This window comes from Mycolicibacterium sp. XJ1819, assembly GCF_053483675.1.
The window spans coordinates 325,504-350,233 of sequence record NZ_JBEFST010000003.1 but is presented as its reverse complement, the minus strand read 5'-3'; the positions used below and the strand labels follow the sequence as shown (position 1 = coordinate 350,233).

The 24,730-nt window shown below is 68.4% G+C and carries 19 protein-coding genes and 3 pseudogenes; 13 read left to right on the top strand and 9 right to left on the bottom strand.

Annotation, left to right across the window (positions count from 1 at the left end):
- The first annotated feature begins 103 nt into the window (after window positions 1-103).
- Together ABQE89_RS05195 and ABQE89_RS05190 are read left to right on the top strand one after the other, a co-directional pair.
- A complete protein-coding gene (locus tag ABQE89_RS05195) occupies window positions 104-823 on the top strand; it encodes a VIT1/CCC1 transporter family protein (protein ID WP_448414785.1) in 720 nt (239 codons plus the stop codon).
- Window positions 824-828: 5 nt separating this feature from the next.
- Entirely contained in the window at window positions 829-1,935 is a 1,107-nt protein-coding gene (locus tag ABQE89_RS05190) for an esterase-like activity of phytase family protein (protein ID WP_448414839.1), read from the top strand.
- Here the strand turns inward: ABQE89_RS05190 and ABQE89_RS05185 are convergent.
- Entirely contained in the window at window positions 1,932-2,930 is a 999-nt protein-coding gene (locus ABQE89_RS05185) for an LLM class flavin-dependent oxidoreductase (protein ID WP_448414837.1), read from the bottom strand. The genes ABQE89_RS05190 and ABQE89_RS05185 overlap by 4 nt on opposite strands.
- A 214-nt stretch (window positions 2,931-3,144) precedes the next feature.
- Between ABQE89_RS05185 and ABQE89_RS05180 the strand changes: the two genes are divergently transcribed.
- Both ABQE89_RS05180 and ABQE89_RS05175 read left to right on the top strand, forming a co-directional pair.
- Window positions 3,145-5,391, top strand: a complete 2,247-nt coding sequence (locus ABQE89_RS05180) for an acyl-CoA dehydrogenase family protein (RefSeq protein WP_448414783.1) — start codon at window positions 3,145-3,147, stop codon at window positions 5,389-5,391.
- A 5-nt stretch (window positions 5,392-5,396) separates the two neighbouring features.
- A complete protein-coding gene (locus ABQE89_RS05175) occupies window positions 5,397-6,578 on the top strand; it encodes an acyl-CoA dehydrogenase family protein (RefSeq protein WP_448414781.1) in 1,182 nt (393 codons plus the stop codon).
- On the opposite strand, the gene ABQE89_RS05170 is transcribed toward ABQE89_RS05175, so the two are convergent.
- The gene (locus ABQE89_RS05170) at window positions 6,575-7,540 is read right to left on the bottom strand and encodes an acyl-CoA dehydrogenase family protein (RefSeq protein WP_448414779.1); all 966 of its coding nucleotides are present in this window, start codon (window positions 7,538-7,540) and stop codon (window positions 6,575-6,577) included. The two genes, ABQE89_RS05175 and ABQE89_RS05170, sit on opposite strands and share 4 nt — an antisense overlap.
- Window positions 7,541-7,616: 76 nt before the next feature.
- Between ABQE89_RS05170 and ABQE89_RS05165 the strand changes: the two genes are divergently transcribed.
- Genes ABQE89_RS05165 through ABQE89_RS05150 form a run of 4 tightly spaced genes read left to right on the top strand, consistent with a single transcriptional unit; the run spans window position 7,617 to window position 12,071 of the window.
- Complete coding sequence (locus tag ABQE89_RS05165; protein ID WP_448414777.1) at window positions 7,617-9,137, top strand: class I adenylate-forming enzyme family protein; 1,521 nt, start codon at window positions 7,617-7,619, stop codon at window positions 9,135-9,137.
- A gap of 26 nt (window positions 9,138-9,163) precedes the next feature.
- Window positions 9,164-10,012, top strand: coding sequence for a mycofactocin-coupled SDR family oxidoreductase (locus ABQE89_RS05160; protein WP_448414775.1), 849 nt, complete (start codon window positions 9,164-9,166; stop codon window positions 10,010-10,012).
- A 12-nt stretch (window positions 10,013-10,024) separates the two neighbouring features.
- Complete coding sequence (locus tag ABQE89_RS05155; protein ID WP_448414773.1) at window positions 10,025-11,311, top strand: FAS1-like dehydratase domain-containing protein; 1,287 nt, start codon at window positions 10,025-10,027, stop codon at window positions 11,309-11,311.
- A 4-nt stretch (window positions 11,312-11,315) separates the two neighbouring features.
- On the top strand, window positions 11,316-12,071 hold the full coding sequence (locus ABQE89_RS05150; RefSeq protein ID WP_448414771.1) for an enoyl-CoA hydratase-related protein: 756 nt from the start codon (window positions 11,316-11,318) through the stop codon (window positions 12,069-12,071).
- Here the strand turns inward: ABQE89_RS05150 and ABQE89_RS05145 are convergent.
- Complete coding sequence (locus ABQE89_RS05145) at window positions 12,068-12,847, bottom strand: enoyl-CoA hydratase/isomerase family protein (RefSeq protein ID WP_448414769.1); 780 nt, start codon at window positions 12,845-12,847, stop codon at window positions 12,068-12,070. The genes ABQE89_RS05150 and ABQE89_RS05145 overlap by 4 nt on opposite strands.
- Window positions 12,848-12,998: 151 nt before the next feature.
- Between ABQE89_RS05145 and ABQE89_RS05140 the strand changes: the two genes are divergently transcribed.
- The 4 genes from ABQE89_RS05140 to ABQE89_RS05125 are packed head-to-tail and all read left to right on the top strand — an operon-like array spanning window position 12,999 to window position 17,687.
- The gene (locus ABQE89_RS05140) at window positions 12,999-14,228 is read left to right on the top strand and encodes a CaiB/BaiF CoA transferase family protein (protein ID WP_448414767.1); all 1,230 of its coding nucleotides are present in this window, start codon (window positions 12,999-13,001) and stop codon (window positions 14,226-14,228) included.
- Window positions 14,225-14,911, top strand: coding sequence for a TetR/AcrR family transcriptional regulator (locus ABQE89_RS05135; RefSeq protein WP_448414765.1), 687 nt, complete (start codon window positions 14,225-14,227; stop codon window positions 14,909-14,911). Before ABQE89_RS05140 ends, ABQE89_RS05135 begins: the two co-directional genes overlap by 4 nt.
- Window positions 14,908-16,113, top strand: a complete 1,206-nt coding sequence (locus ABQE89_RS05130; RefSeq protein WP_448414763.1) for a cytochrome P450 — start codon at window positions 14,908-14,910, stop codon at window positions 16,111-16,113. Before ABQE89_RS05135 ends, ABQE89_RS05130 begins: the two co-directional genes overlap by 4 nt.
- Complete coding sequence (locus ABQE89_RS05125; RefSeq protein WP_448414761.1) at window positions 16,101-17,687, top strand: class I adenylate-forming enzyme family protein; 1,587 nt, start codon at window positions 16,101-16,103, stop codon at window positions 17,685-17,687. The genes ABQE89_RS05130 and ABQE89_RS05125 overlap by 13 nt, the downstream gene beginning before the upstream one ends.
- Window positions 17,688-17,779: 92 nt before the next feature.
- Here ABQE89_RS05125 and ABQE89_RS05120 read toward each other — a convergent pair whose 3' ends face one another.
- The 4 genes and pseudogenes from ABQE89_RS05120 to ABQE89_RS05105 form a co-directional block, all read right to left on the bottom strand.
- Window positions 17,780-19,345 carry an MCE family protein gene (locus ABQE89_RS05120; RefSeq protein WP_448414759.1) on the bottom strand — a complete coding sequence of 522 codons (1,566 nt, stop codon included), beginning with the start codon at window positions 19,343-19,345 and terminating at the stop codon, window positions 17,780-17,782.
- 1 nt (window position 19,346) lies between these two features.
- A pseudogene (locus ABQE89_RS05115) lies at window positions 19,347-20,483 on the bottom strand (MCE family protein).
- Window positions 20,480-21,889, bottom strand: a pseudogene (locus ABQE89_RS05110) (virulence factor Mce family protein). The pseudogenes ABQE89_RS05115 and ABQE89_RS05110 overlap by 4 nt, the downstream one beginning before the upstream one ends.
- A 3-nt stretch (window positions 21,890-21,892) precedes the next feature.
- Window positions 21,893-22,663 (bottom strand): annotated as a pseudogene (locus ABQE89_RS05105) (mammalian cell entry protein); the annotation flags it as partial.
- Between ABQE89_RS05105 and ABQE89_RS05100 the strand changes: the two are divergent.
- On the top strand, window positions 22,644-22,988 hold the full coding sequence (locus tag ABQE89_RS05100) for an oxygenase MpaB family protein (RefSeq protein WP_448414757.1): 345 nt from the start codon (window positions 22,644-22,646) through the stop codon (window positions 22,986-22,988). The pseudogene ABQE89_RS05105 and the gene ABQE89_RS05100 sit on opposite strands and share 20 nt — an antisense overlap.
- On the opposite strand, the gene ABQE89_RS05095 is transcribed toward ABQE89_RS05100, so the two are convergent.
- A complete protein-coding gene (locus ABQE89_RS05095; RefSeq protein WP_448414755.1) occupies window positions 22,947-24,158 on the bottom strand; it encodes an MFS transporter in 1,212 nt (403 codons plus the stop codon). The genes ABQE89_RS05100 and ABQE89_RS05095 overlap by 42 nt on opposite strands.
- Before the next feature lie 36 nt (window positions 24,159-24,194).
- Window positions 24,195-24,653, bottom strand: coding sequence for a MarR family winged helix-turn-helix transcriptional regulator (locus ABQE89_RS05090; RefSeq protein ID WP_448414753.1), 459 nt, complete (start codon window positions 24,651-24,653; stop codon window positions 24,195-24,197).
- Window positions 24,654-24,730 lie beyond the last annotated feature (77 nt).

Sequence of the window (24,730 nt, the reverse complement as noted above, 5' to 3'; positions counted from 1 at the left end):
CGTGATGCGGCGAATCCGTCCCGAACCTCCGACGACCAAGGTAAGCCTGAGTACCAGCACCGGAAGCGGTTGACGTTCAATCGAGACATGAGGGAGACCGGGCATGCCTAAAGCGGTGGCTCCGACCGGTGTGCCGCACGTCCGCACCCATCGGCACGCCGATGTCACCGGCGGTTGGCTGCGCGCCGCCACTTTCGGCGGCATGGACGGACTGGTCAGCAACACCGCCCTGATCGCGGGCGTGGCCGCGGCGGCCGACGCGCACACCGTGGTCATCGGTGGGGTGGCCGGGTTGTTGTCGGGGGCGTTCTCGATGGCGCTGGGCGAGTACACCTCGGTGACGACGGCCAACGAGCAGATCGAGTCCGAGGTGCGTGTCGAGCGCCGTGCCTTCCGCAAGGACCCGCAGGCCGAGAAGTCCGAACTGGTCGCGATGCTGATGGAGATGGGCGTGGCCCGCGAGACGGCCACCAAGGCCACCGAGGAGATCCATCGAGACGAGAAACGGGCCGTGCGGTTCCACGTCGTACAGGAACTCGGCGTCGATCCCCGGGAGAAGCCGTCGCCCTGGGTGGCGGCCGGTTCGTCGTTCGCCATGTTCGCCCTCGGTGCGATCATCCCGCTGATCCCGTACCTGCTCGGGTTCGAGTCGTTGTGGATCGGCCTGCTCTGCGGCGGCGCGGGACTGCTGTTGGCCGGCGGTATCGCCTCGAGGTTCACGCGCAAGTCGATATGGCTCACGGCGCTGCGTCAACTGGCGCTGGGAGCGGTCGCGATCGCGGCGACCTACTCGGTCGGAAGCCTGGTCGATACGCTGTTCTAGTGCGCATGCGTCGTGTGCTCGCGCTGGTGTGCAGCCTGGTCGTCACCGCGTGTGGCGTCTCCCAACCCACCACCGCCACAACGACGGCCGCGCCGCAGTATCTGGGCCAGTTCCGCATCGACCACGGCGCGACGGTCGACGCGACGGTGGTCGGCGGCCTGTCCGGCATCAGCTACGACCCCGACAGCGGGCTGTACTACATCGTCAGTGACGACCGCTCGGCGAAGAACGCCGCGCGGTTCTATACGGCTCGGATCGACCTGTCCGACAACGGAATCGACGGTGTCGAGTTCGTCGCGACACATCCCTGGCGCGACCGGGATGGTCGACCGTTCCCGCCGCTGGACGTCGAGGCCAGGCCGCCGGTGGTGCCGCCCGATCCCGAGGGCATCGCGGTCGACGGAACCCGCAAGCGGCTGTACTGGTCGAATGAGGGACAGCGGGTGACCGATGCGGCCGAACCGTTGCTGCTCGACCCGTCGGTGTGCATCGCCACCCTGGACGGCGGATACATCGGCGAGTTCACGATGCCGCCGATACTGACCGTGTCCACGCAGCGCACCGGGCCGCGGCGCACCCGCGCGCTGGAGGGAATCACGCTGACACCCGGTGGCCGCCACCTGTGGGCGGCGATGGAAGGTCCCGTCTACGACGACGGCGAACTGCCCACCGAGCAGCACGGCGCGCTCACCCGCATCACCCGGTTCGACGTCGAGACCCGCACCGCGACCGCACAGTTCGCCTATCCGTTGGACAGCGTGGCGGCGGGCCCGGGCGGGGACAACGGCCTGACCGACCTGGTGGCCGTCGACGACCACAGCTTCCTGACCGTCGAACGTGGATACGGCACACACGTCGCCGTCCGCGTCTACCGTGTTGACGTCGCCGACGCCGAGGATGTGCTGGCGCGGCCGTCACTGGCCGGGGCGCCGGTGCGGACGATGACCAAGACGCTGCTGGTCGACCTCGCCGACATCGTCGATCCGCTGGACAACATCGAGGGAATCACGTTGGGGCCCAAGCTTGCCGACGGGCGCCAGTCTGTCGTGATGGTCAGCGACGACAACTTCTCACACCGGCAGGTCACCCAGTTCCTGGCGTTCGCACTCTAGCCGCGTATCGTCTGTTCGGCGAATCGGATTGCCGCCGAATCGTATTCGGCCCGCCGTCGACGTCCGACCAGGAAGCTGGGCGGGGCGAGGAAGGCGGTCTGCGGAAGTCGGGTACGCGCCGCGAACATCTCGCCGGCCTGCGCGGTGTCGCCGCAGACCGCGATCGCCCACAGCATCTCGTCGGTGACGTGGTCGGCGATGGTGTCGGGCCTGCCGCCGCGGAAGGCGGCACGGATGGCCGCGACCTGGTCCTGCCAGCCGTGCAACTCGACCAACGAGTCATAGGTCCGCACCGTCAGGTAGAACGCGATCTGCAACCGCGCCTCCCGGACCGCCCGGTCCGGGTCGTCGTCGTCGATCGCGGTGATCAGCCAGCCCCAGCGCTTCAGTGAGGCCGGATCACGCCCGCTGGTCGCGGCGCCGCGGGCCAGCGCGGGGTCGACCGTCTCGTCCCACCACCGGTCGGTGAACAGTCCGTGGCCCAACACGCCGTCTGCCGACGCACCCGCCGTGCGCAGCATGACGCGGTTGAACGCGCCGATCAGGATCGGCACCTCGAGTCGCCCCAGTACCGGTGCGCGGATGTCGGCTTCGACGCGGTAGAAGTCCCCGCTGTAGCTCACCCGCTCGCCGTTTTCCGCGTGCAGCAGCGCCCGGACGGCCTCGACCAGTTCGGCCATCCGGCGGGCCGGTTGGCTGGCGTCGACCCCGAACCAGTCGGTGTTCATCCGCGGCGTGCCCGCGCCGAGGCCGAGGAACACCCGGCCGGGGGCCAGCTTGTCGAGGTGGCGCACCGACGCGGCGTGCACGAACGGCGATCGGGCGAAGGCGTAGACGATCCCGGGCCCGAGCATCACGTTGGACGCGGCCGCCATCTGGGCGCAGGTGATGTAGCCGTTGAGGTCGGCGAACTCACCCGAGCAGAACGCGGCGGCCCCGCCGGCCTCGGCCTGGGCGGCGCGCTCCGGCCCTGGCCACGGCATTCCCCACTTCATCCCGCTGTCCACGTTGTCATCAACTCCTCGCGAAGGTGCCCAGGGACGCACGTCCGACGGCAACGATTGATACGCTCAAGGCGTACCGAGTATCATATTGCGACTGTGTGAAGGGTACCGCTCGACGATGACTGATGCGACAGGGAACACATGGCCGACATTCTGACCGGCGGCGACCCCAGGGGCCCCATCATCAACCCGAAGGTGAAATCCGTTGTGTTCTGACTGGCGGCCGCGCCTGCAGCGGTTGTTGGACGACTTCGCAGCGCGGCGATCGGCTGCCACGGGCGACCGCATCGAGGCCGCCCGGGCCTGGCATGCCGAGTTGGTCGACAACGGCCTGGCCGCACCCGGCTGGCCGAAGTCTGTCGGCGGGTTGGAACTCTGTCTGGAAGATCAGCTCGACTACTACCGGATGACGACCGCGGCGGGCGCACCTGCGCACCCGTGTCCGCTGTCGTTCATCGTGGCGCCGACGCTCATCGCCCACGGCACACCGGAGCAGAAGGACCGGTTTCTGCGCCCGTTGCTGCGGGCCGACGAGTTCTGGTGTCAGGGCTTCTCCGAGCCCGGCGCCGGCAGCGATCTGGCGTCGTTGTCCACCAGGGCGGTCCGGGACGGCGACACCTACCGGGTCACCGGCCAGAAGGTGTGGACGTCGATGGCCGACCGGGCGGACTGGATGTTCGCGTTGGTGCGGACCGGCCCGCCGGGGCGCAGCACCGACGGCATCAGTTATCTGCTGATCCCGATGAACAGCCCCGGCATCACCGTACGCCCGTTGCGCGACATCAGCGGCGCGGCGCATTTCGCCGAGGTTTTCCTCGACGACGTCGCCGTGCCGGTCGACAACCTGGTCGGCGGGGAGGGCCACGGCTGGGCGATCATGCGCACCTCGCTGGGCCACGAACGCGCCACCGCGTTTTTGGCCGACGAGTTCAAATATCGCCGCACCGTCGACCGGGTGGTGGCGCTGCTGGCCGACGCCGGACTGGCCGACGACGCGCTGGTACGTCAGGACATCGCCCGGCTGGAATCCGGCGTGCAGACGATCGCGGCCAACAGCGCGCGGGCGCTGGCCGCGGTGCTGCGCGGCGAGGACCCCGGCGGGGTCGCCTCGGTCAACCGGCTGGTCAAGTCGGAGTTCGAACAACGACTGCACGCGTTGGCGTTACGCGCGCTGGGACCGCATGCGGCCCTTGGCAGCCGGGCCGCGATCGCCGCCGATCAGGGTCGCTGGACCTACGGTTACCTGATGAGCCGCGCCACCACCATCGGGGCGGGTACCGCCGAGATCCAACGCAACACCATCGCCGAGTCCGTGCTGGGTCTGCCGTCGCATCGCGGCGAGAACACCCGCACCGCCGCGGTGGTTCCCGGCGCCCCGTTGGCCGTGGCCGACGACGACGAACGCGAACTGCGCGCGGTGCTGGCCCAGGCCGTCGAGGCCGGCGTCGACACGGCCGCGTTGCTCGACCGGGCCCGGCCGATCGACGCATGGGACCGCCATGCGTGGTCGGTGCTGGTGGAGTTCGGGCTGCCGGGTCTGGCGGCCGACGAGTCCTTGGGCGGTGCGGGTGCGCGACCGCGGTTGCTGTGCGCGGCGATCGAGGAGGCGGCCAAGGCGCTGACGCCCGCGCCGCTGGTGCCGACGGTCATCGCCCTGTCCGTCGCCGCCGCGGTGGGCGCCACGGATGCGGCCCGACGCATCGTCGGCGGGACAACCGCGGCGTTCGCGGTCCCGCTCGACGACAGCGGTTGGGGTACAACGGAATTACCTACCTGGGACGGGCGGCGGCTGGACGGCGCCGTGCCGATCGTCGCCGGCGCGCCCGCCGCCGAGGTGCTGCTGGTGCTCGCCCGCGGCACCGACGGCGAGGTGCTACTGGCGGTGGACACCGACGCCGACTCGGTGACAGTGACTCCGCAACAGACACTCGACCTCACCGCCACGCTGGGGTCGGTCACCTTCTCCGGCGCCGAGGCCACCGTGCTGGCCGACGGTGAACCGGTGCGCACCGGGCTGGTGGACGCGCGGCGCCGCGCGACCCTGGCCGTCGCGGCCGATTCGGTGGGCGTCGGGGCCCGTGCCCTGGCGATGGCCGTGCAGTGGGCGGGCGAGCGTGAGCAGTTCGGTCGCCGGATCGGGTCGTTTCAGGCCATCTCGCACCGGTGCGCCGATATGGCGGTGGCGCTGGAGGGTGCCCGCAGTCAGGTGCTGGCGGCATGCGAAATCGACGACGGCACTGACGTATACCTGGCCGACCTGGCTGCGGCCGACGCGTTCGACGCGGCGGTGTTCGCCGCCGAGTCGGCCATCCAGATCCACGGCGGCATCGGCTTCACCTGGGAGCATCCGGCGCATCTGCTGCTGCGCCGGGCCCGCGCCAACGCGGTGGCGGTGGGCCGTGCCGATGCGCTGCGGGACCGGGCGGCGCGGCGAATCGTAGGCAGAAGGTAGGCGGCATGGAATACGGAATGGGTGCGCATCTCGACGAATTCCGCTCGGAGGTTCGGGCGTTCATCGCCGAACATGCACCGAACATCCCCCCGCGCGCCGGGGTGCGCAGCCCGGCCGACGAACACGAGAACAACCTCCTACGGGAGTGGACGGCGCGTCTCTTCGACGCCGGCTACGCGGGGGCGGACTGGCCCGAGGAATTCGGCGGCCGCCGGGACTGGACCGCCGAGCACGCCATCGTGGTCGGCGAAGAGCTGGCCCGCGCGCGGGTCTCCGGCGCGGCCAGCGGCAGCGTGCTGGCCTCGAATGCGCTGATCACGTTCGGCACCGACGAGCAGAAGCGACGCCATCTGCCCGCGATCCGCTCCGGCGAACAGAAGTGGTGCCAGCTGTTCTCCGAGCCCGAGGCGGGTAGCGACCTGGCGTCGTTGCGCACCAGGGCGATTCGCGACGGCGATATCTACCGGGTGTCGGGCCAGAAGGTCTGGACCACCGACGGGCACTGGGCGCAGTTCGGTTATCTGCTGGCCCGCACCGACCCCGACATGCCCAAGCACAAGGGCATCAGCGCCTTCATCCTCGACATGAGCGCACCGGGCGTCAGCGTGCGCCCGCTGCGTGAACTCACCGGCACCTCGGACTTCAACGAGGTCTTCTTCGACAACGTCGAGGTGCCCGCCCAGAACATGATCGGCGCACCCGGTCAGGGCTGGGCCATCGCCAACACCTCACTGGCGCAGGAGCGCAGCGGTGTCGGTGCGATCGTGGTCAAGCTGCGGTTGGGGCTGGAGGCGTTGACCGACCTGGCCCGCCGGGTCACCGTCGACGGCAGACCGGCGCTGGACAGCGACCGGGTGCGCGATCAGATCGGCCGGTTCACCGCCGAGGTGGAAGCGCTCTCCGCGCTCACCTACGCCAACGTGACCCGGTGGACCCGCGGCACCGAACGGATGCACGACGCGGCGATGGCCAAGCTGATGTTCAGCGAGCTCAACCTCGAGATGGCGGCGTTCGCAGTGGATCTGGCCGGTGAAGACGGCGTGCTCAGCGAGCACGACCCCAATGTGCCCGACGGGGGCCGCTGGCAGGACGAGTGGCTCTACGCCCGCGCCTTCACCATCGCCGGCGGCAGTTCGGAGATCATGCGCAATCTCATCGCCGAAAGGGGGCTGGGATTACCCCGCTAGGCGACCAGCGCGGCGCGGTGCTCGGTGACGCTGCCGTCCATCGCCGCGTCGACCTTGATGCGACGCAGCAGAAGGTGCAGATCGTGCTCCCACGTGAAGCCGATGCCGCCGTGCACCTGCAGGGCGGTGCCCGCCACGTCGACAGCCGCCGACTTCGCGTAGGCGGCCGCGCACGACGCCGTCCGACTCCGGTTCGCACCGTCGGTGTCCAATGCCAGTGCCGCGGCCCACAACACCGCACGGCCGGCCTCGACCCACAGGGACATGTTCGCGCAGTGGTGCTTGACGGCCTGAAACGATCCGATCGGAGAGCCGAACTGCTTGCGCTGACCGGCGTAGTCCACCGTCATCTCCAGCAGCCGGGCGGCGGCGCCCAGCGCGTCGAGTGCACGGTGCACGGCGAGCGCGTCACGGACCCGCGCGAACGTGCCCGCAGCCACCTCGCGCTGCGTCGTCTTCCCGTCGAGCACCGGCCTGGCCCACGAGCGGGTGAGATCGAGAGTCGACATCGGCGCCAACTCCGGTTGTGGCACAACCGAAACAGACTCGACGCCGGATTCCTCAGCGATCACCACCACACCGGCCAGATCGGCTGCCATCGGAACCGGACTACCCAGCTCGCCCCGGGCGCGGGTCACGCCCCACACCTGATCCTCGGCGACGTCGACACCGGCCTCGGCGAGCAGGCGCGCGGCGACGGCCGCATCGGCCACCGGCAGCGAACTGGCCGCGCGGCCGTGCTCCTCGGACAGCAGCGCCAAATCGACATGGGTGCCGCCGATTTCGTCGTTCAGAAGAACAAGAAGTCCGGCCTCGGCGGCATGGGTGACAGCATCCGGGTCGAGCGTCACCGGCCCGGCGTCGATGAGCGGGCGAAGCCGCGTGACGGGGTCGTGGCGTTGCAGCCAGGCCCGCTCCGCGGCGGCAAGTTGCTCCTGTTCGGTACTGAGCCCGAAATCCATCCTGTTGCACCTTTCGAGTCGGTTGACCCAGTAAACCACGCCAATTACGTTGAGACACCGGATAGTCAGGACGAGCATGACAGATCTCGCTGAAGAGTTCGCGAGCCTTTCCAGCGCCGACGACGACGCGCCCATGGTGCAGTACAAGGGCCGTTGGTATAGCTGGGGCGAAATACGCGCACTCGCGGACAAGATCGACGACGAGTTGCGGGCCGCGGGCTGCGGCGCCGGCGGCCGCGTCGCGGTGGTCCTCGGCAACTGGCCGCAGTCGGTCGCGGCACTGATCGCGATCCTGCGCGGTGACCGCACCCTGGTGACGCTGAGCCCGCTGCAACCGCCGCCGCGGCTGAGCGCGGACCTGGCCGCCACAGAAGCGTCGTATGTGCTGGCGCCACCGGCGCTGTGGGCCGAGCAGGTCTTCACCGACACCGTCGGCGAACTGGACGCCAGCGGGTGGGCGCTGGACGAGTCCGGGATGGGCAAAAAAGCCGTCGGCGCACCCGTGGCGGGCGGTGATTCCAGCGTCGCGATCGAGATGCTGACCTCGGGAACCACCGGCCCGCCCAAACGGGTTCCGTTGAGCCGGCGCCAGATCGGTGCCGCGCTCAGCGCGGTCCGGTCCTATGCGGGCAAGCCGCTGTCTGCGCGCGCCCCGCTGAGCGGGCCGGTCACCCTGGTCCCGTTCCCGATCGTGCACATCGGCGGCATGTGGGCGGTGATCTCGTCGCTGACCGGTGCGCGGCCGATCGCGATGCTGGAGCGGTTCACCGTAGAGGCATGGCACGCCGCGGTCACCGAGCACCGGCCGCGACTGGTGGGACTGCCGCCGCCCGCGGTGCGGGCGGTGCTGGACGCCGACCTGCCGCGCGAGGATCTCAGCAGCATCCGGGGGGTGAACTCCGGCACCGCCCCGGTGGATCCGGCACTGGTCGACGAGTTCCTGGCCAAGTACGGCATCCCGATCCTCATCATGTACGGCGCCACCGAGTTCTCCGGGGCCATCGCGGGTTGGTCCGTCAAGGACTTCCGCTCGACGTGGGGCAGCAAGCACGGCAGCGTCGGGCGCGCGTTTCCCGGCGTGCGGTTGCGCATCATCAGCGAGGACGGGACCGAGCTGCCCACCGGCGAGACCGGCAGGCTTCAGGTCTCGGCCGCGCAGACCAGCCCGGCCGGGGACGGCCGGGAATGGGTCACCACAAGCGATCTGGCCCACCTCGACGCCGACGGCTTTCTGTACATCGACGGCCGTGCCGACGACGTCATCGTGCGCGGCGGCTTCAAGGTCGCGCCCGACACGGTGGCGCAGGCGCTGCGCAGCCATCCGGGCGTGCACGACGCCGCGGTCACCGGCAGGCCGGATCCCAGGCTCGGGCAGGTGCCGGTGGCCGCTGTCGAATTGCGCAGTGGCGCATCGGTGACCGGCGAGGAATTGCGGACCCACTGCCGCTCGACGCTCACCCCCTACGAGGTGCCCACCGAGGTGTACATCGTCGACGAACTTCCGCGCGGCGCCGCGCTCAAGGTGGACCGCCAGCAATTGAACGCGATGCTGGACGACATCGAGGCGCGCCGGCCGCGATCCACCACCGCCAAATGACCACAACCGGAAAAAGGACACATCATATGGGCCGAGTACAGGACAAGATCGCGCTGATCACCGGCGGCGCACGGGGACAGGGCCGCAGCCACGCGGTCAGGCTCGCCGAGGAGGGCGCCGACGTCATCCTCTTCGATATCTGCGAGGACATCGAAACCAACGCGTATCCGCTGGCGACACCGCACGACCTCGAGGAGGCCAAACTCGAGGTGGAGAAGACCGGACGGCGCGCGATCACCGCACAGGTCGACGTGCGGGACAAGGCCGCGGTGGTCAGCGCGCTCAAGGCCGCCGTCGACGAACTCGGCAGGCTCGACGTGGTCGTCGCCAATGCCGGCATCTGCCCGCTGGGCGATCAACCGATGACCGCGTTCGCCGACGCGTTCGACGTCGACTTCGTCGGGGTGGTCAACACGGTGCACGCCGCGTTGCCGTACCTGACGGAGGGCGCCTCGATCATCACCACCGGTTCGATCGCCGGGTTGGTCGCCGCCAACCAACCTCCCGCCGAGGGCGGGCCGATGGGCCCCGGCGGCGCCGGCTACTCGTACGCCAAGCAGATGGTGGACTCCTACACCCGCCAGATCGCGATCCAGCTGGCGCCGAAATCCATCCGCGCCAACGTGGTCCATCCGACCAACTGCAACACCGACATGCTCAACAGCGATCCGATGTATCGGCAGTTCCGGCCCGACCTGGAGCACCCGACACGCGAGGATGCCTTGCTGACTTTCCCGATGATGCAGTCCATGCCCGTTCCCTACGTCGAGACCGAGGACATCTCCAACGTGGTGGTCTTCTTGGCTTCCGACGAGTCCCGCTACATGACCGGCGGTCAGTTCAAGGTCGACGCCGGCGCAATGCTGAAGTTCTGACAGGAGAATTCGATGACCACTACCGAGAACGACACCGCCGCCGTCGAGGGCCGCATCACCGACGAGGACATCGAGCGGGCACGCGCGCAGATCGGCATCCCGGTGAACTCACGTGACGAGGCGTGGAACAAGGCACCGTCGTCGGATGCGCTCAGCCATTTCGCGTTCGGGTGCGGTGACGACAATCCGCTGTTTCACGATCCGGCTTACGGCGCCGGCACCCGCTGGCACGGCCAGATCGCCCCGCCGACGTTCCCGATCGCCACCGGGGTCGATCAGACGCCCAGGTTCACCGACCCGGAACGCAAGAAGCTGTTCAAAGGGCTCTTCCGCGGCACGGGCAAGTACTACGCCGGAGTGAAATGGACGTGGTACCAACCGATTTACCCGGGACGCCCGGTGCTGATGGAGACATACACCATCGATGTGCAGGTCAAGGAGAGCGAATTCTCGGGGGGCCGGTCGGTCAAGGAGACCTACCGCTACCTCTACGTCGACCTCGACGGAAACCCGATCGCCACCCGCGACGAGGCCTACATCAACGCCGAACGTCACGGCAGCAAGAAGGCGGGTAAGTACTCCCACATCGAGCGGCAGCACTGGACCGACGAGGAGTTGGCCAAGGTGGAGGCGGCCTACGAGGCCGAGGTGCGTCGCGGCGCCGACCCGCAGTGGTGGGAGGACGTGAACGTCGGCGACGAACTGCCCTCGGTGATGAAGGGCCCGTTGACCGTCGTCGACATCATCAGCATGCACATGGGGTGGGGCTGGGGCGGTTACGGCCTCGGACCGCTGAAGTACGCCCACCAATCGCGCAAACGGATGCCCGGCTTCTACGTCCCCGACGAGTACGGGGTGCTCGATGTCGTCCAACGGTTGCACTGGGACGCCGACCGTGCCAAGGCGCTGGGCATCCCGGCGCCGTATGACTACGGCCAGATGCGCGCGGCCTGGATCACCCATCTGCTGACCAACTGGATCGGCGACGACGGTTGGCTGGCCGAGATGGACGTGCAGGTGCGCGGCTTCAACTACCACGGTGACATCCACCTGTGCACCGGTGAGGTCGCCGCCAAGGGTCAGAGCCCCGACGAGCAGGTGTCGCTACAGGTACGCGCGACCAATCAGCGCGACGAGGCCACCACCACGGGCACCGCCAAGGTGCTGTTGCCCTCCAGACAAACCGGGGCGGTGGTGCTGCCGGTGCCCGATATGGATCTGAGACGTCGTGGCGCACAGGTGGTGTCGAGGATGAGCGGCAAGGTGGGCGAGGAGATGCGTCGCCTGCATGGTGAGTGACGCGATGCCCACCGTCCTCGCCGTCCGCGACGGCGCCGTGCTGCGACTGACGCTGAACCGCCCGGATGCGCTCAACGCGGTGAACACCAGCATGTTGCGCGACCTGCACGGCCATCTCACGCGGGCAGGCGACGACACCGCGGTGCGGGTGGTGGTGTTGACCGGAGCCGGGCGGGCGTTCTGCGCCGGCGGTGACCTCACCGGCGTGGACACCGCCGGTGCGGCGGCCGCCGCCAACGACGTGGTGGCCGCCATCACCGCCCTGTCCAAACCCGTCGTCGCCGGGGTGCGCGGCGCCGCCGCGGGTTTCGGCTGCCCACTGGCGCTGGCGTGCGATCTGGTGGTCGCCGCGGAGTCGGCGTTCTTCCAGCTGGCGTTCGCGAAGGTGGGGTTGATGCCCGACGGAGGCGCCTCGGCGCTGCTTCCGGTGGCCATCGGACGGGCTCGTGCGAGCAGGATGGCGCTTCTGGCCGAGAAGATCACGGCTGCAACGGCATTCGACTGGGGAATGATCTCGCATCTGGTCGCAGACGACGGCTACGAGCAGGAGTTGGAGTCGGTGATCGGCGCGTTGGCCGGTGGGCCGACGCGGTCCTACGGCTGGATCAAGCGCGCGCTGGTCGAATCGACGCTCGAACCGCTGACGCGGTCACAGACCGTCGAGACCCAGGGCCAGGCCGAACTCATCGCCTCGGCGGACTTCCGAATCGGGGTGACGGCGTTTCGAAACCGTACCGCCCCGCGCTTCGAAGGCCGCTAACGGATCCGGGGCTTGCGGTTGCGACTCGGGTCCGGGCCCGTGCTGCCGACATTGCCCAGGTGGGTGTAGGACAGCCCGTGCCGCTGGGCGATCGTCGGGGACAGGTCGCGGGCCTCCCACATCGCACGCACCGTGCCCTGGATCGCCTTGGGCCGGCGGGCGGCGATCTCGGCGGCGAGTTCGGCTGCGCGGGCACGCAACTGGTCGTCGGGAACCACTTCGGTCACCAGTCCGACCCGCAGCGCGGTGGCCGCCGTCATCCGTTCTTCGTTACCCGTCAGGGCCCACCGCATCACCTCGCCGTAGGGCACCCCGAGCGCGAGCATGCCCATCGGTTCCAGCGCCGAGACGATGCCCGCGCTGGCGTGCGGGTCGAAGAACACCGCGGACTCCGCGCAGATCGAGAAGTCGCACTCGTTGACGAAGTACATCGCGCCACCGGCCACCATGCCGTGCAACGCGGCGATCACCGGCTTCCACACCTTGTGCCCCTTCGGGCCGAGGAACGCGCCCGGGTCTTCCTGGTTGAAGATCGGTTCGTCGGCCCACCAGACGCCTTCGGACACGTCGATGCCGGTGCAGAACGCGCGCTCACCGTTGCCGCACAGCACCGCGACGTGGATGTCCTCGTCCTCGCGCACCCGCCGCCACACCTCGGCGAGTTCACCGGCCATCCGTTGGTTGAAGCTGTTCAACCGGTCCGGGCGGTTCAGTGCGACGGTCGCGACGTGGTCGTGGACGGTGAACTCGAGGGTCTGCAGATCCATATCGGCCATGCGGTTGCTTTCTTTCGGGCGGTTCTCTGGACTTTCACGGTCGGAAGTGGTGAGCTGACGCGGACATCACATTAAAGTCTCAAATTGATACGGTAGGTTTCTACCAGTTGCATACTGTGGATCAAATCACACCGGCTGGGAGGGTTTGACGATGCACCGGCCACTGACGGGCGTACGGGTACTCGAGGTCGCGCAATTCACCTTCGTGCCGTCGGCGGGCGCCGTGCTCGCGGACTGGGGCGCGGAGGTGATCAAGGTGGAAAACCCGGTGACCGGAGACGGCCAGCGCGGGTTGGCCACCGTGCTGGGCCATGGAACCGGAGTCGACAGCGCCGCCTTCGCGCCCGTCATCGAGGCACCCAACCGCGGTAAACGCAGCATCGGCCTGGAACTCGCGGTGATGCAGGCACGCCCGGTGCTCGAGGAACTGATCCGGCGCAGCGACGTGTTCCTCACCAACTATCTGCCGACCGCTCGGGCGAAGTTACGCATCGACGTCGACGAGGTGCGCCGGATCAACCCCGACATCATCTACGTCACCGGCAGCGGGTTCGGCACCGAAGGGCCCGACCGGGAAGCGGGGGCCTACGATTCGACGGCGTTCTGGGCCCGCGGCGGCAGCGCGGACGGGGTCACCCCGTCGGGCGCCGAGCAGGCCGCGTACATGCCCGCGGGCGGTTACGGCGACAACATCGGCGGGTTGGCGATCGCCGGCGGGGTGGCCGCCGCCCTGTACGGCAGGAAGATGACCGGCGAGCCCTCGGTGCTCGACGTGTCGCTGCTGGCCGTCGGTGCGTGGGCCACGCAGTTCAGCGTCAACATGGCCCTGCAGGCCGGCGGACCGCTGCCCAAGCTCGACGACACGACCCAGGCCCCCTGCAATCCGCTGACCGGCAACTACCGCACCGCCGACGGGCGCTACATCCAGCTGGCCATGCTGCAGCCCACCCGGCACTGGCCGGAGTTCTGTCGACTGATGGACTGCGCGCAGTACGCGTTCGACCCGCGCTTCGCAACGCTGGAGGCCCTGGTCGAAAACCTCGACGACGCAATCGAAATCGTCCGATCGGCGATCGGCAGTCGCTCGCTCGCCGAATGCGCCCGGCTACTCGATCAGGGCACCGGCCCGTGGTCGGTGGTGCAGAACGCCTGGGACGTCGGCACCGACGCGTCACTGATCGCCAACGGGCGCATCGCCGAGGTCGTGGACTGCACGGGGGAGAGCCACAAGCTGGTCGCCAACCCGGTCAAGTTCGACCACGGAGCGCTGAACCTAAGGCGTGCACCGCGGTTCGCCGAACACACCGACGACGTGCTGCGAGAACTCGGGTTCGACGAGGACACCCTCACCGAGTTGAAGTTCGCCGGGGCGATCACATGACCGCCGGCAACGCCGAGGACCAGACCGAGGACTTCGTTCGGGACCGACTGCTTCGCGCCGCCGAACAGGAGTTCGCCGCGAACGAACCCGGCACGGTCCAGATGGAGGCCATCGCCAGGCGCGCAGGTGTGTCTCGCGCCACCGCGTTTCGTCGACTCGGCAGCTTCTCCGAGGTCGTCGTCCAGGTCGCACTGCGCCGCGCGCAACGACACATCGCCGCGGTGCAGGATTTGATGGAAACCGAGTCCGGGGTGTTCGCGAAGTTGGAGGCCGCGCTGGTCTACACCGCCCGCGAACTGCCCACCGACGCGGCGATCGCCGCACTGATCGCCCAGCACTCCACGGCGAGCAACGACCCGCGCGTGCACGAACAGGCGGTGGGCGCGATGGGCGCGGTGGTGCGGGAGGGCCAGCGCACCGGTGAGATCCGAACCGACGTCGGCCTCGACGATCTCATCGTCTTCCTGGTGGAGCAGACCTATCTGGCCGCCGAGGCCCCCGATCGTTCCGAAGCCGCGGTGCGCAGGCGGTTCCGGCGGTTCGTCGTGCCCGCGATCGAGGCACGCGACGGCCCGGGCGGTGAGATCCTCTCCCGCGCAAAGGAACTCCAAGACACGATTGCGACGGCGATGTCCGCTGCGCAGAGGTTGACTGAACGGTTACAGGAAGGACAGACGAAATGAGCGGTGATCGACAAGTGGGCCAGTGTCCGGTGGACGAGTTCGAACTGACCGCACTGGTGGGCCCGGCGCTCACCGGTTTCGCCAACATCGACTCGCGGCAGGACCGGATGCGTCCGGTGTTCCGCAACACCGAGGGCGACGGCTACTGGATGTTCACCGAATACGAGGCGATCCTCGAAGGGCTGCAACACCCCGAGTGGTGGTCGAGCAGCGTGATCGTGCCGACGGACCCCGACCCGCCGTACAAGTGGATCCCGGTGATGGTCGATCCGCCCGAACACGCCAAGTGGCGCCAGGTGCTCGCCGAGTACTTCTCCCCGAAACGGGTCAAGGGTCTGCGCGACGAGCATCGCCGCCTCGCAAGCCAACTGGTCGAGAAGGTCGCCGCACAGGGCAAGTGCGACTTCGTCACTGAGGTGGCACGGGTGTTCCCGTCGCACATCTTCCTCAACATCATGGGGATGCCTGTGGAGCGTCTCGACGAGTTCATGGAGTGGGAGGACAAGATCCTGCACCAGATGGGCTCCGACGACGCCACCATGGCGGTGCGCATGGAAGGCATGGGGCAGGTGATCACCTACTTCCAGTCGCTGATCGAGGAGCGCCGCGCCAACCCCGACCCGGATGCACAGGACATCGTCACCGCGGCGCTCGGGTGGACCATCGACGGCGAACCGGTGAACGACGGTGACCTGCTGAACTGTCTGCTGCTGTTGTTCATGGCCGGCCTGGACACCGTCGCCAACCAACTGTCCTACGCCATGCTGCATCTGGCGACCCACCCGCAGGACCGCGAACGCATCGTCGCCGAGCCGGACCTCGTCCCGAACGCCGTCGAGGAGGTGCTGCGGGTATATCCGATCGTGCAGACGGCCCGGAAGGCCACCCGCGACATGGACTTCCACGGCTGCCCGGTCAAGGCCGGTGATATGGCGTCGTTCCCGCTGGCCGCCGCCGGTCGCGACGAGAAGATGTTCCCCGACGCCCGCCGTGTCGATCTGGACCGCGGTATCACCCGGCACATCTCGTTCGGAGCGGGGCCGCACCGCTGCCTCGGCTCGCATCTGGCCCGCCAGGAGATGACGATCATTCTCGAGGAATGGCACCGCCGCATCCCGGACTACCGCGTGGTCGGCGAGCCGCAGGAGCACGCGGGCCAGGTGTTCGGGGTGGACTCGCTCGAACTGAGTTGGGAGGGCTGACAACGCTGCGGCAGCGGTGGCACCGCGAGGGCTGGTTCAGCGACCGGACGTTGTTGGACGCCTTCGAATCCACCGCTGCCAGCGCACCGTCGACCCCGGTGGTGTTTCTGGCCGGGACGACCGCGGACACCGTGACGGTCGGCGAGATCCATCGCAGCGCCCGCGCACTGGCCGCGGCGCTGCAGGATCTCGGCGTGGCAGGCGGTGACGCGGTCGCGGTGCAACTCACCAACCGCGTCGAGTGTGCGATCGCCTATCAGGCGGTGCTGTTGTGCGGTGCGGTGCTGGTGCCGATCGTGCACATCTACGGCCCGGCCGAGGTGGGATTCATCGTCGCCGAGTCGGGCGCGGCGGTGCTGATCATGCCGCGGCGCTACCGCTCCATCGACTACACCGAACGACTCGCGGACCTGTCGCGCATCGACACACTGCGCCACATCGTCATCGTCGACGCCGCGCCGGGGCCCGACCACCTGGCGTGGTCGCAACTGGACGGCGACCCGGGAAGCTACCGGCGCCCCGCGGTGCACGCCGACGACGTCTGCCTGCTGCTCTACACCTCGGGAACCACCGCCGCGCCCAAGGGGGTTCAGCACACGCACAACACGGTGCTGGCCGAACAGCGCACCGCGGCGGGCCTGCTCGCCGGCGCAGCCGGAGACGTGCTGCTCGTCGGCTTTCCACCCGGCCACATCGCCGGGGTGGGCAACATCCTGCGGCCGATGACCACCGAGAAGCGTTGTGTGTTCGTCGACGAGTGGTCGCCGCAGCGCGCCGTGGACGCGGTGGCGCAGTTCGGTGTGACGGCCACCGCGGGCGCACCGATCCATCTGCAGGGCATTCTCGAGGTGCCCGACGCCACAACGAAACTCGCGACACTGCGTGAGTTCCTCGTCGGCGCCGCACCGGTCAGCGAGGAATTGGGCCTGCGGGCCGCCGACCGCGGCATCGCGACCTTCCGCTGTTACGGCTCCACCGAACATCCGACTGTGACCGCCGGGCACGCCGACGAACCGCGTTCGGCGCGGCTGGGCACCGACGGGATGCCGCTGCCCGGATCGGCGGTGCGCATCGTCGGGCCCGACGGAACCGACGTGCCGACCGGCGTGGACGGCGAAGTCGTGCTGCAGGGACCGGATCAGTTCGTCGGCTACCGCGACTCGACGCTGGACGCCGAGGCGTTCACCGCCGACGGCTGGTTCCGCACCGGCGATCTCGGCCACCTCGACGGCGACGGCCGCCTGACGATCACCGACCGGATCAAGGACGTGGTGATCCGCGGCGGGGAGACGATCTCGTCGGCTCAGGTCGAAGACGTCCTGCTGACCCATCCGGCGGTGGCCGAGGCCGCCGCGGTGGCCGCACCCGATCCCCGGTACGGCGACGTGGTGGCCGCGGTGGTGGTCCTCACCCCCGGCGCCGCGCTCACCCTCGCCGATCTGCGGACGCATTTCGCCGCGGCCGGTCTGGCCCGGCAGAAATGCCCAGAGCGGCTGATCGTGGTCGACCGGTTGCCGCGCACACCGCTGGGCAAGGTGCGCAAGGCCGAGGTGCGCGCCGCGCACTTCGGTTGAGCCGCCTCGAGCCGCCTCGGGCTCCGACGAAAGTACGGTTGTGGACGAAAATCGGCGAAATCCCGTCACAAACCGTACTTTCGCGGCACGAGCTACGAGCCTGCCGGTGCGAGCATCTCCTTCCAGCCGTTGGCGACATCAGGGGCGGAGTTGTCCACCCGGTAGGTGACGCCGTCGGGCCCCACCACCTGTCCGCTGGACGGGGAGTAGACGCCCGAGGGCATCGGTGCCGGCAGATACACGCACGGGTTGGGTTGTTGCCCATCGCATTGCACGCTGCCCTGACCGGGGGCGGTGAGCGGGTCGCTGACCGCGGCGGGGGTGGGCGGCAACCGGTCGGCCGGAAGCGGGTTCTCGCCGGTGTTGATGGTCGGCGCGGGTCGCACCAGGCCGGGTTCCACCGGGCGGATGCAGCGCGCCGCGGGTGCCGGGCAGTCGACGATCTGGTTCGGGTCGCCGTACCACGGGTTGGTGCCCAGTGGCACATACGGTTCGTCGCTGCGGCATTCGGCGGGCGTGGCGGCGCGTTTGCCCGGCACGTCGGCGCACGGGTAGTTGCGCGCACCGCGCACCACGTTGGGCGCATCCTTGGGAATCTTGCAGTACCGCACGTCGGTCGGCAGCGGTGCGGTGCTGGTGTCCGCGGGAGAACGCCATTCGCCGGGCGGTGAGAACCCGGTCAGGCACGCGGGCGGGTTGTTGATGGTCAGGTTGAAGTTCAGCCCGACGGTGCCGGGGAACGGTGCCAGCACCGTCTGGGCGACCGCGGCGCCCTGCGGCAGGATCACCAGGAACTGTTCCAGCCCATTGTCATAGCGCTTGAGCATGTCCAACACGATGGTCATGTTGGCCAGCAGCTGCGGCAGGGAGTCGCGCATGTCGCGGAACACCTCGGTGGCCTCGGCGGCGGTGGGGCCCGCCTCGGCGAGCACGTGGCGCACCGTCTGATCCTTCTCCGCGGTCTGCGCGGCCAGTGTCTTCAGATTGACCGCCCACTGGTCGATGTAGGACTCCGAAGTCACCTGGCTGTCGATGATCGGCGCGGAGTTGTCGATGATGTCGTCGATGTCGGCGATGTGCGCGTCGAAGTCGCCGACCAGCAACTGCGTGGAGTCGGCCAGCCGGTGCAGCGCTGGGCCCAAACCGCCAACGGCCTGCGAGGTTTCGTCGAGTAGCGTGGCGAGTTTCTCCCTCGGAAGAGCCGAAAGGCCCCGGTTGACCGAGTCCAGTATCGGGCCGATCTCGGCGGGAACCGTGGTGTCGGTAATGGTTTGGCCGTTGGCCAGGAATCGGCCGTTGGTGGCCAACGTGCCGGGGGCGTCGACCAGGTCGACGTATTGCTCACCGACCGCCGACACCGAGTGGACGTTGGCGGCGGTGTCGGCAGGAATGCGGTAGCGGTCATCGATGCTCAACGTCGCGGTGACACCCTCGCCGGTGGGTTGCACATCGGTGACCTTGCCGACGGTCACTCCGCGGAAGGTGACGTTGGCCGTCGCATACAGCCCGCCCGATGCGGGCAGCTTTGCGTAGAGGGTGTACTGACCGGCCCCGGCCATGCTCGGCAACCGCAGATAGTAGACGCACAACACGGTCACCGCGACGAGCGTCAACAGGGTGAAGACGACCAATTGGATACGTACGAACCGGGTCAGCACCTCACTCCGACCTTTCCACCAGTGGGGCGCCCGGCGCGGTGAGGGGATTGGGCGTGAACCGGATGTCGGGAATCATGGTGTTGGGATCGCGACCCCACGACTGTTCGAGCGCGCGCAACGCCCCCGAGAACCGGGTCCCGGCAAGGAACGAGTTGTCGATGGTGCTCAACGTCAGATCGAACGTCGGGGACAAGTTGATGTAGTCGCCGCGTACGAACTTGCCGACCTCGTCGGCGGTGAACGGCAGCGTGAGCAGGATCTCCAGCGCGCCGGGCAGATGCGGGGCGGCGCGGCCCAATTGCTTCAGCGGCCGCTGCAGCAGGCGCAGATTCTCGTGCAGATCGGCGCGCGCGGCGGTCAGCGTGCGGTCGGTGACCAGGCTGAACCGCCCGAATGCCTCGACACTGTCGCCGAACAGTTGCCGCTGGTCGGCGAAATACGCTACCAACGGCGGGAATTCGGTGAGCACCCGGTCCAGTGTGGTGTCGTTGGCCGCCACGATCCCGGACAGTTCGCGGACTTCCTCGATGGCTCGGGCGATCTCGTAGCGCTGATCGTTGAGCCCCGCGGTGAAGGTGTCCAGCTTGCCGAGGAACTGACGGATCCGCTCGGCGTTGCCCGACAGCAGGTTGTCGACCTCGGTCGAGATGACCTAGAGACGTTCGATGCCTCCGCCGCGCAGCACGGTGGCCACGCTGGCCAGTGTGCGTTCGGTGGTGGGATAGGCCGAGGAATTCTGCAGCGGGATCGTGTCACCGTTGCGCAGGGGTTGCGGTGAGGGGTCTTTCGGTGCGGCGAGTTCGAGATGCTGGGTGCCCAGCAGGCTGGTCTGGCCGATCTTGGCGGTGGCGTTGGCCGGCAGGCGAACGCTGTCCTGCAGATCGAGCGAGATCGTGGCGACCCAGTCCTTCAACTGGATCGCGCGCACGGTGCCGACGTAGGTGTCGGCGACGCGGACCCGGCTGTTGACCGTCAACGCGAGCACATCGGGCATCTGCACGTAGACGGTGTAGTGGCCGCCGCTGCTTCCCGGTGTGCCCGGCAACGGCACGTTGGCGATGCCCCGCCACTGCCCGCACGAGACGGTCACCAGCATGATCGTGAGCAAAGCGGCTGTGCGCCGGACGATCCGGTTCATCGGCCGGCCTCCGTCGCGGTCGGTGCGGGCGATCCGAGCAGGCCGGCCAGATCGGCGGGGGCCAGCATGTTCTTGGTGAACGGTCCCACCTGCAGGCCCTCCATTCCTTCCGCGATGCGCCATCCGGGTTCGTGGTTGCCGTGTGACCACCAGGTGTCGGGGGAGAACACTCCGGGCACCGTGGTCGATTTGTATCCCGGTGGCGGCCGCAGCCGCTCCTCGGAGTAGGCGACCTGCTCGCGCAGTGTCTAGGCGGTGGAGAACATGTTCATGCCGAACGGCGGGAAGTTGAACTTCATCGCGTCAAACACCGGCGCCAGGTACTGCGCGCACAGTTCGGCCGACTCTTGATACCCCAGCCGCGAGCCCGCCTGGATGATGCTGCAGACCGCCTGCAGGGGGTTGGCGAAGTTGGTGACCACCAGCGACCCGGTCGTCGCGCCGTGCGCGGGCTCGTAGATCGCCGCCAGGTTCGCGGCGGTGTTGGGCAGCACGTGCAACCCCATCTCCAGCCCTTCGCGGGGTTCGGGCTGCACGAGCGCGGTGGTGGCCTCCGACAACGTGTTGATGTCGTGTGCGAGCTGAGAACCGTTGTCCTTGACGAACGTACGCACGGTCGACACCAGCGCATCGACCGCGTCGACGGCGGTGGCCAGTTCGCGGTCGGAGTTGCTCAGCGCGCCGGTGAACTCCGCCAGGTTGGAGTTCAGCTCGACGAACTGCTCGTCATTGGCCTGCAACGTGTTGACGAACAGCGCCAGGCTGCGCACCACGGAGAAGAAGTCGCCGCGGCCGTCGTTGAGCGCGGTGATCGCCTCCGACAGGCTGGTCAGGGTGGCGTTGATGGCCTTACCCTTGCCCTCGAGTCCGTCGCCGAACGACTCGATGACCTCACCGATCGGGCCCTTGGGCTGTTGCGGTGTCGGTCCCAGATCGTCGACGATGCGGCCGAGTTCGTTGCGCAGTTCGTCCCACTCCACCGGGATCTGGGTGCGCTCGATGGGGATCACCGCACCGTCGGGCAGCGTCGGACCGCCCGCGTAACGCGGCCCCAGTTGGATGGTGCGTGACGCGACCAGGCTGGGGTTGAGGATGGTGGCGGTCGCGTCCGCGGGCACCTTGTGCTTGTTCTGGTAGTGGAAGGTGACCTTCATCTTGTCGCCGTCGGGCTCGATCGAATCGATGGAACCGACTCGGACGCCCAGGATCTCGACCTGATCGCCCGGATACAGCGCGTTGGCTGAGGAGAAGTACGCGACGACGGTGTTGGTGGTCATCGACCGGTACAGCTTCCAGCCGCCGACGGTGACGGTCAGCGCCGCGACGACCAACAGCGCTGACACGGTGATCGTGGTGCGCGACAGCCGCGGCAGCCGGATCTTGCGAATGTCCAGAATCGTCGACATCGGTCAGCCTCCCGTTCCTGCGCCGGGGTTGGGCGAGTGCGGGATCGGCACCGGGGAGCCGGGCACCGCCGGTGGTGGCTGGCCGGGTATCGCGGCGACCGGCAGGCCCGCCGACGGCAACGGACCGTGCCGATTCGGCGGGGAACTCAGCACATTGGGCGGACCGAAACCGCCGGGCACGGGGCCGAACGGGCCCTGGTCGAGATGGGCGCACGGCAGCGGGTCACCGGGCCGCGGCAGGCCGTCGGCGGGCGGGGTGTAGGAGCACGGCGATCCGGGTGGCACGGCCGGTCCGGGGAACTCGGGGGTGCCTTCGAGCGCCGGCGGTGCCGGCGGCGGCGCCCCGTTGGGCAACCGCTGCCCGTTCGGATCCGGGAACTGGAAGGCGGGGAATCCGGCGCCGCGCCAGAACTTTTCGGGATCGATACCGCGCTTCTTGAACGCCGCGTCGACGAAGGGCTGCAGAATCTGGCCCGGCAGCAGATTGACGAGCATGGCCTTGAAATACGGCCCCGACGCGACCGCCTCGCTCAGCGCCGCGGAGAAGTTGCGGATGGTGACCAGCAATTCGGCGAGGTTGTGCTTGTGCTTGGCCAGCAGATCACTGACCGTGCCGACCTGCTTGAGCACCTTGTTGAGGTTGGGGTTGTCGTCGATGAGTCCGCGGACCTGCGTCGAGACCGCCGCCACCCGTTCGAGCAGGTTGTCGACCGCCTGCCCGCGGGCGTTGATCCCGGCCAGCAGCACCTTCGACTTGACCAGGATCGCGTTGACGCAGGTGCTCGAGGACTCGGTGCCCTACCTGGCCGTCACGCTGCCCACGGTGGGATATCTGAATCCGTTGGCGCCCTGGCGGTATCCCCGCTATCAGCGCCCGCTCTATTCGCTGATCCACTGGGCGGTTCAGGATCTGCACCCGCGGTGGGCACAGCAGCTGATGAACACCCCGCAGTTCACCCCCGCGGGCCGGCTGGCCCGCCGCACGGCGACCAAGGCGCTGCTGAACATGTTCGGCGACGGCGTCGTCAAGGAGGTCCGACAGTCGCGTGCCCGTGCCTCAGCGGCTTCGGTGCGCGTAGGTTCGCTCAGCGGTGCTTAGCTCGTCGACGTCCCAGGACTCGTCGACGTCGATCCGCGGCAGATGGGGGCGGCTGAGCATCAGGATCGCCGCGCCGGCCAACACCGCGCCCGCGCCGACCCAATAGGGGAGATGCACGTTGACCCGCTCGCCGAGGAAGCCGGCCAGCCACGGCGCCAGCGCCGCGCCGGAGAAACGCACAAAGCTGTAAGCCGCTGAGGCGACGCCGTTCTCGACGGGCGCGGCCTTCATCACGGTCTCGGTGATCAGGGTGTTGTTGATGCCGATGAACAGACCCGCGACCACCACGCACGTCGCCAGCACGGCCTTGTCGTCGGTGCCGATCGCCATCACCACCAGCGTCGCGGTCATGGCCAGCAGGTTGACCAGCAGCGTGGGCAGCGTGCCGAAGCGGCGCTGCAGTCGCGGGGCGACCACCACCGAGGTGAACGCCAGCGCCACACCCCAGCCGAAGAAGATCAGCCCGATCGCATACGCGCCCATGTCCAGCGGGAAGGGCGTGAACGCCAGCAGTGTAAAGAAGCCGAAGTTGTAGAGCAGCGCGGTGATCGCCACGCCGAACAGACCCCGGTGCCGCAGGGCGCGGAACGGATCGAGCAGCGTCGTCGCGCGCGCGGACGGTGGCGTCGAGGGCAGCAAGAAGGCCGTCACCAGCACCGCGAGCACCATCAGCACCGACACCCCGAAAAACGGGCCGCGCCACGAGATCGATCCGAGCGCACCGCCGACGAGTGGGCCGACGGCGATGCCGACACCCAGTGCGGCCTCGTAGAGGATGATGGCCTGCGCCACCGACCCGCGCGCCGAACTGACGATCGTGGCCAGGGCGGTGGCGATGAACAACGCATTGCCCAGCCCCCAAAGAGCGCGCCAGCCAACGATTTCCATCACCGTGTCGGACAAGCCAGCCAGCCCGGCGCCCGCGATGATGATCACCAGACCGAGCAGCAGTGTGCGTTTGGGACCGATCCGGCTGGACACCACGCCGGTGATCAGCATCGCCACCCCCATCACCGCCATGTAGCTGGTGAACAACAGCGAAACCTGCGACGGCGACGCGTCGAGGCCTTCGGCGATCGGCTTGAGTATCGGGTCCACCAGACCGATGCCCATGAACGCGACCACACACGCGAAGGCAACGGCCCAGACGGCCTTGGATTGACGCCACATTCGGGGCGGATTCTCCTTAGATAGTCGGATAGACAGTCAGACGGTCGAGTCGGCGGTGTCCGACGGCGGCAGCGGCACCGCCGCATCCTGCAGGATCCGCCGCAGCACGCCCACCGCATCGCTGAGCTTCTGCAGGTCGGCCTCGTCGAGGCGGTCAAGATACGGACTGATCGCCGCACCGCGATTCACCCGCACCTGCCGCAGGGTTTCCACGCCCTTGGGCGTGATCCGGATGAGCACTGCCCGCGCGTCCGACGGGTCACCGGTGCGCGACACCAGTCCGGCGTCTTCGAGCCTGCGCACCTGGGTGGTCATCGTCGGCTGCGAACAGTGGTCGAGTACGGCCAGATCGGAGATCCGTGCCTCCCCTTGGTCCTCGATGGTCGAAAGCAGCCGGGCCTGGGCGTAGCCCAGCGGCAATCGGGCCCGCTGGGTGGCCAGTCGATTGATCCGGGCGACCACGGAAAGCAGATCGGCTCCGAGAATCTGGGGCATGCCGCCATATTTGCATAGGTTCTCTATGTTATCAACCCGGCCCGCCGAGTATCCGGCCGCATGCTGGCAGAATCGTG

Excerpts from the sequence above, each read along its gene's own strand:
- ABQE89_RS05190 (WP_448414839.1), top strand. The coding sequence starts at position 829 with ATGCGTCGTGTGCTCGCGCTGGTGTGCAGCCTGGTCGTCACCGCGTGT.
- ABQE89_RS05195 (WP_448414785.1), top strand. The coding sequence starts at position 104 with ATGCCTAAAGCGGTGGCTCCGACCGGTGTGCCGCACGTCCGCACCCAT.
- ABQE89_RS05170 (WP_448414779.1), bottom strand. The coding sequence starts at position 7,540 with ATGGATTTCGGGCTCAGTACCGAACAGGAGCAACTTGCCGCCGCGGAG.
- ABQE89_RS05165 (WP_448414777.1), top strand. The coding sequence starts at position 7,617 with ATGACAGATCTCGCTGAAGAGTTCGCGAGCCTTTCCAGCGCCGACGAC.
- ABQE89_RS05095 (WP_448414755.1), bottom strand. The coding sequence starts at position 24,158 with ATGTGGCGTCAATCCAAGGCCGTCTGGGCCGTTGCCTTCGCGTGTGTG.
- ABQE89_RS05090 (WP_448414753.1), bottom strand. The coding sequence starts at position 24,653 with ATGCCCCAGATTCTCGGAGCCGATCTGCTTTCCGTGGTCGCCCGGATC.
- ABQE89_RS05140 (WP_448414767.1), top strand. The coding sequence starts at position 12,999 with ATGCACCGGCCACTGACGGGCGTACGGGTACTCGAGGTCGCGCAATTC.
- ABQE89_RS05145 (WP_448414769.1), bottom strand. The coding sequence starts at position 12,847 with ATGGCCGATATGGATCTGCAGACCCTCGAGTTCACCGTCCACGACCAC.
- ABQE89_RS05160 (WP_448414775.1), top strand. The coding sequence starts at position 9,164 with ATGGGCCGAGTACAGGACAAGATCGCGCTGATCACCGGCGGCGCACGG.
- ABQE89_RS05185 (WP_448414837.1), bottom strand. The coding sequence starts at position 2,930 with ATGAAGTGGGGAATGCCGTGGCCAGGGCCGGAGCGCGCCGCCCAGGCC.
- ABQE89_RS05155 (WP_448414773.1), top strand. The coding sequence starts at position 10,025 with ATGACCACTACCGAGAACGACACCGCCGCCGTCGAGGGCCGCATCACC.
- ABQE89_RS05130 (WP_448414763.1), top strand. The coding sequence starts at position 14,908 with ATGAGCGGTGATCGACAAGTGGGCCAGTGTCCGGTGGACGAGTTCGAA.
- ABQE89_RS05175 (WP_448414781.1), top strand. The coding sequence starts at position 5,397 with ATGGAATACGGAATGGGTGCGCATCTCGACGAATTCCGCTCGGAGGTT.
- ABQE89_RS05150 (WP_448414771.1), top strand. The coding sequence starts at position 11,316 with ATGCCCACCGTCCTCGCCGTCCGCGACGGCGCCGTGCTGCGACTGACG.
- ABQE89_RS05135 (WP_448414765.1), top strand. The coding sequence starts at position 14,225 with ATGACCGCCGGCAACGCCGAGGACCAGACCGAGGACTTCGTTCGGGAC.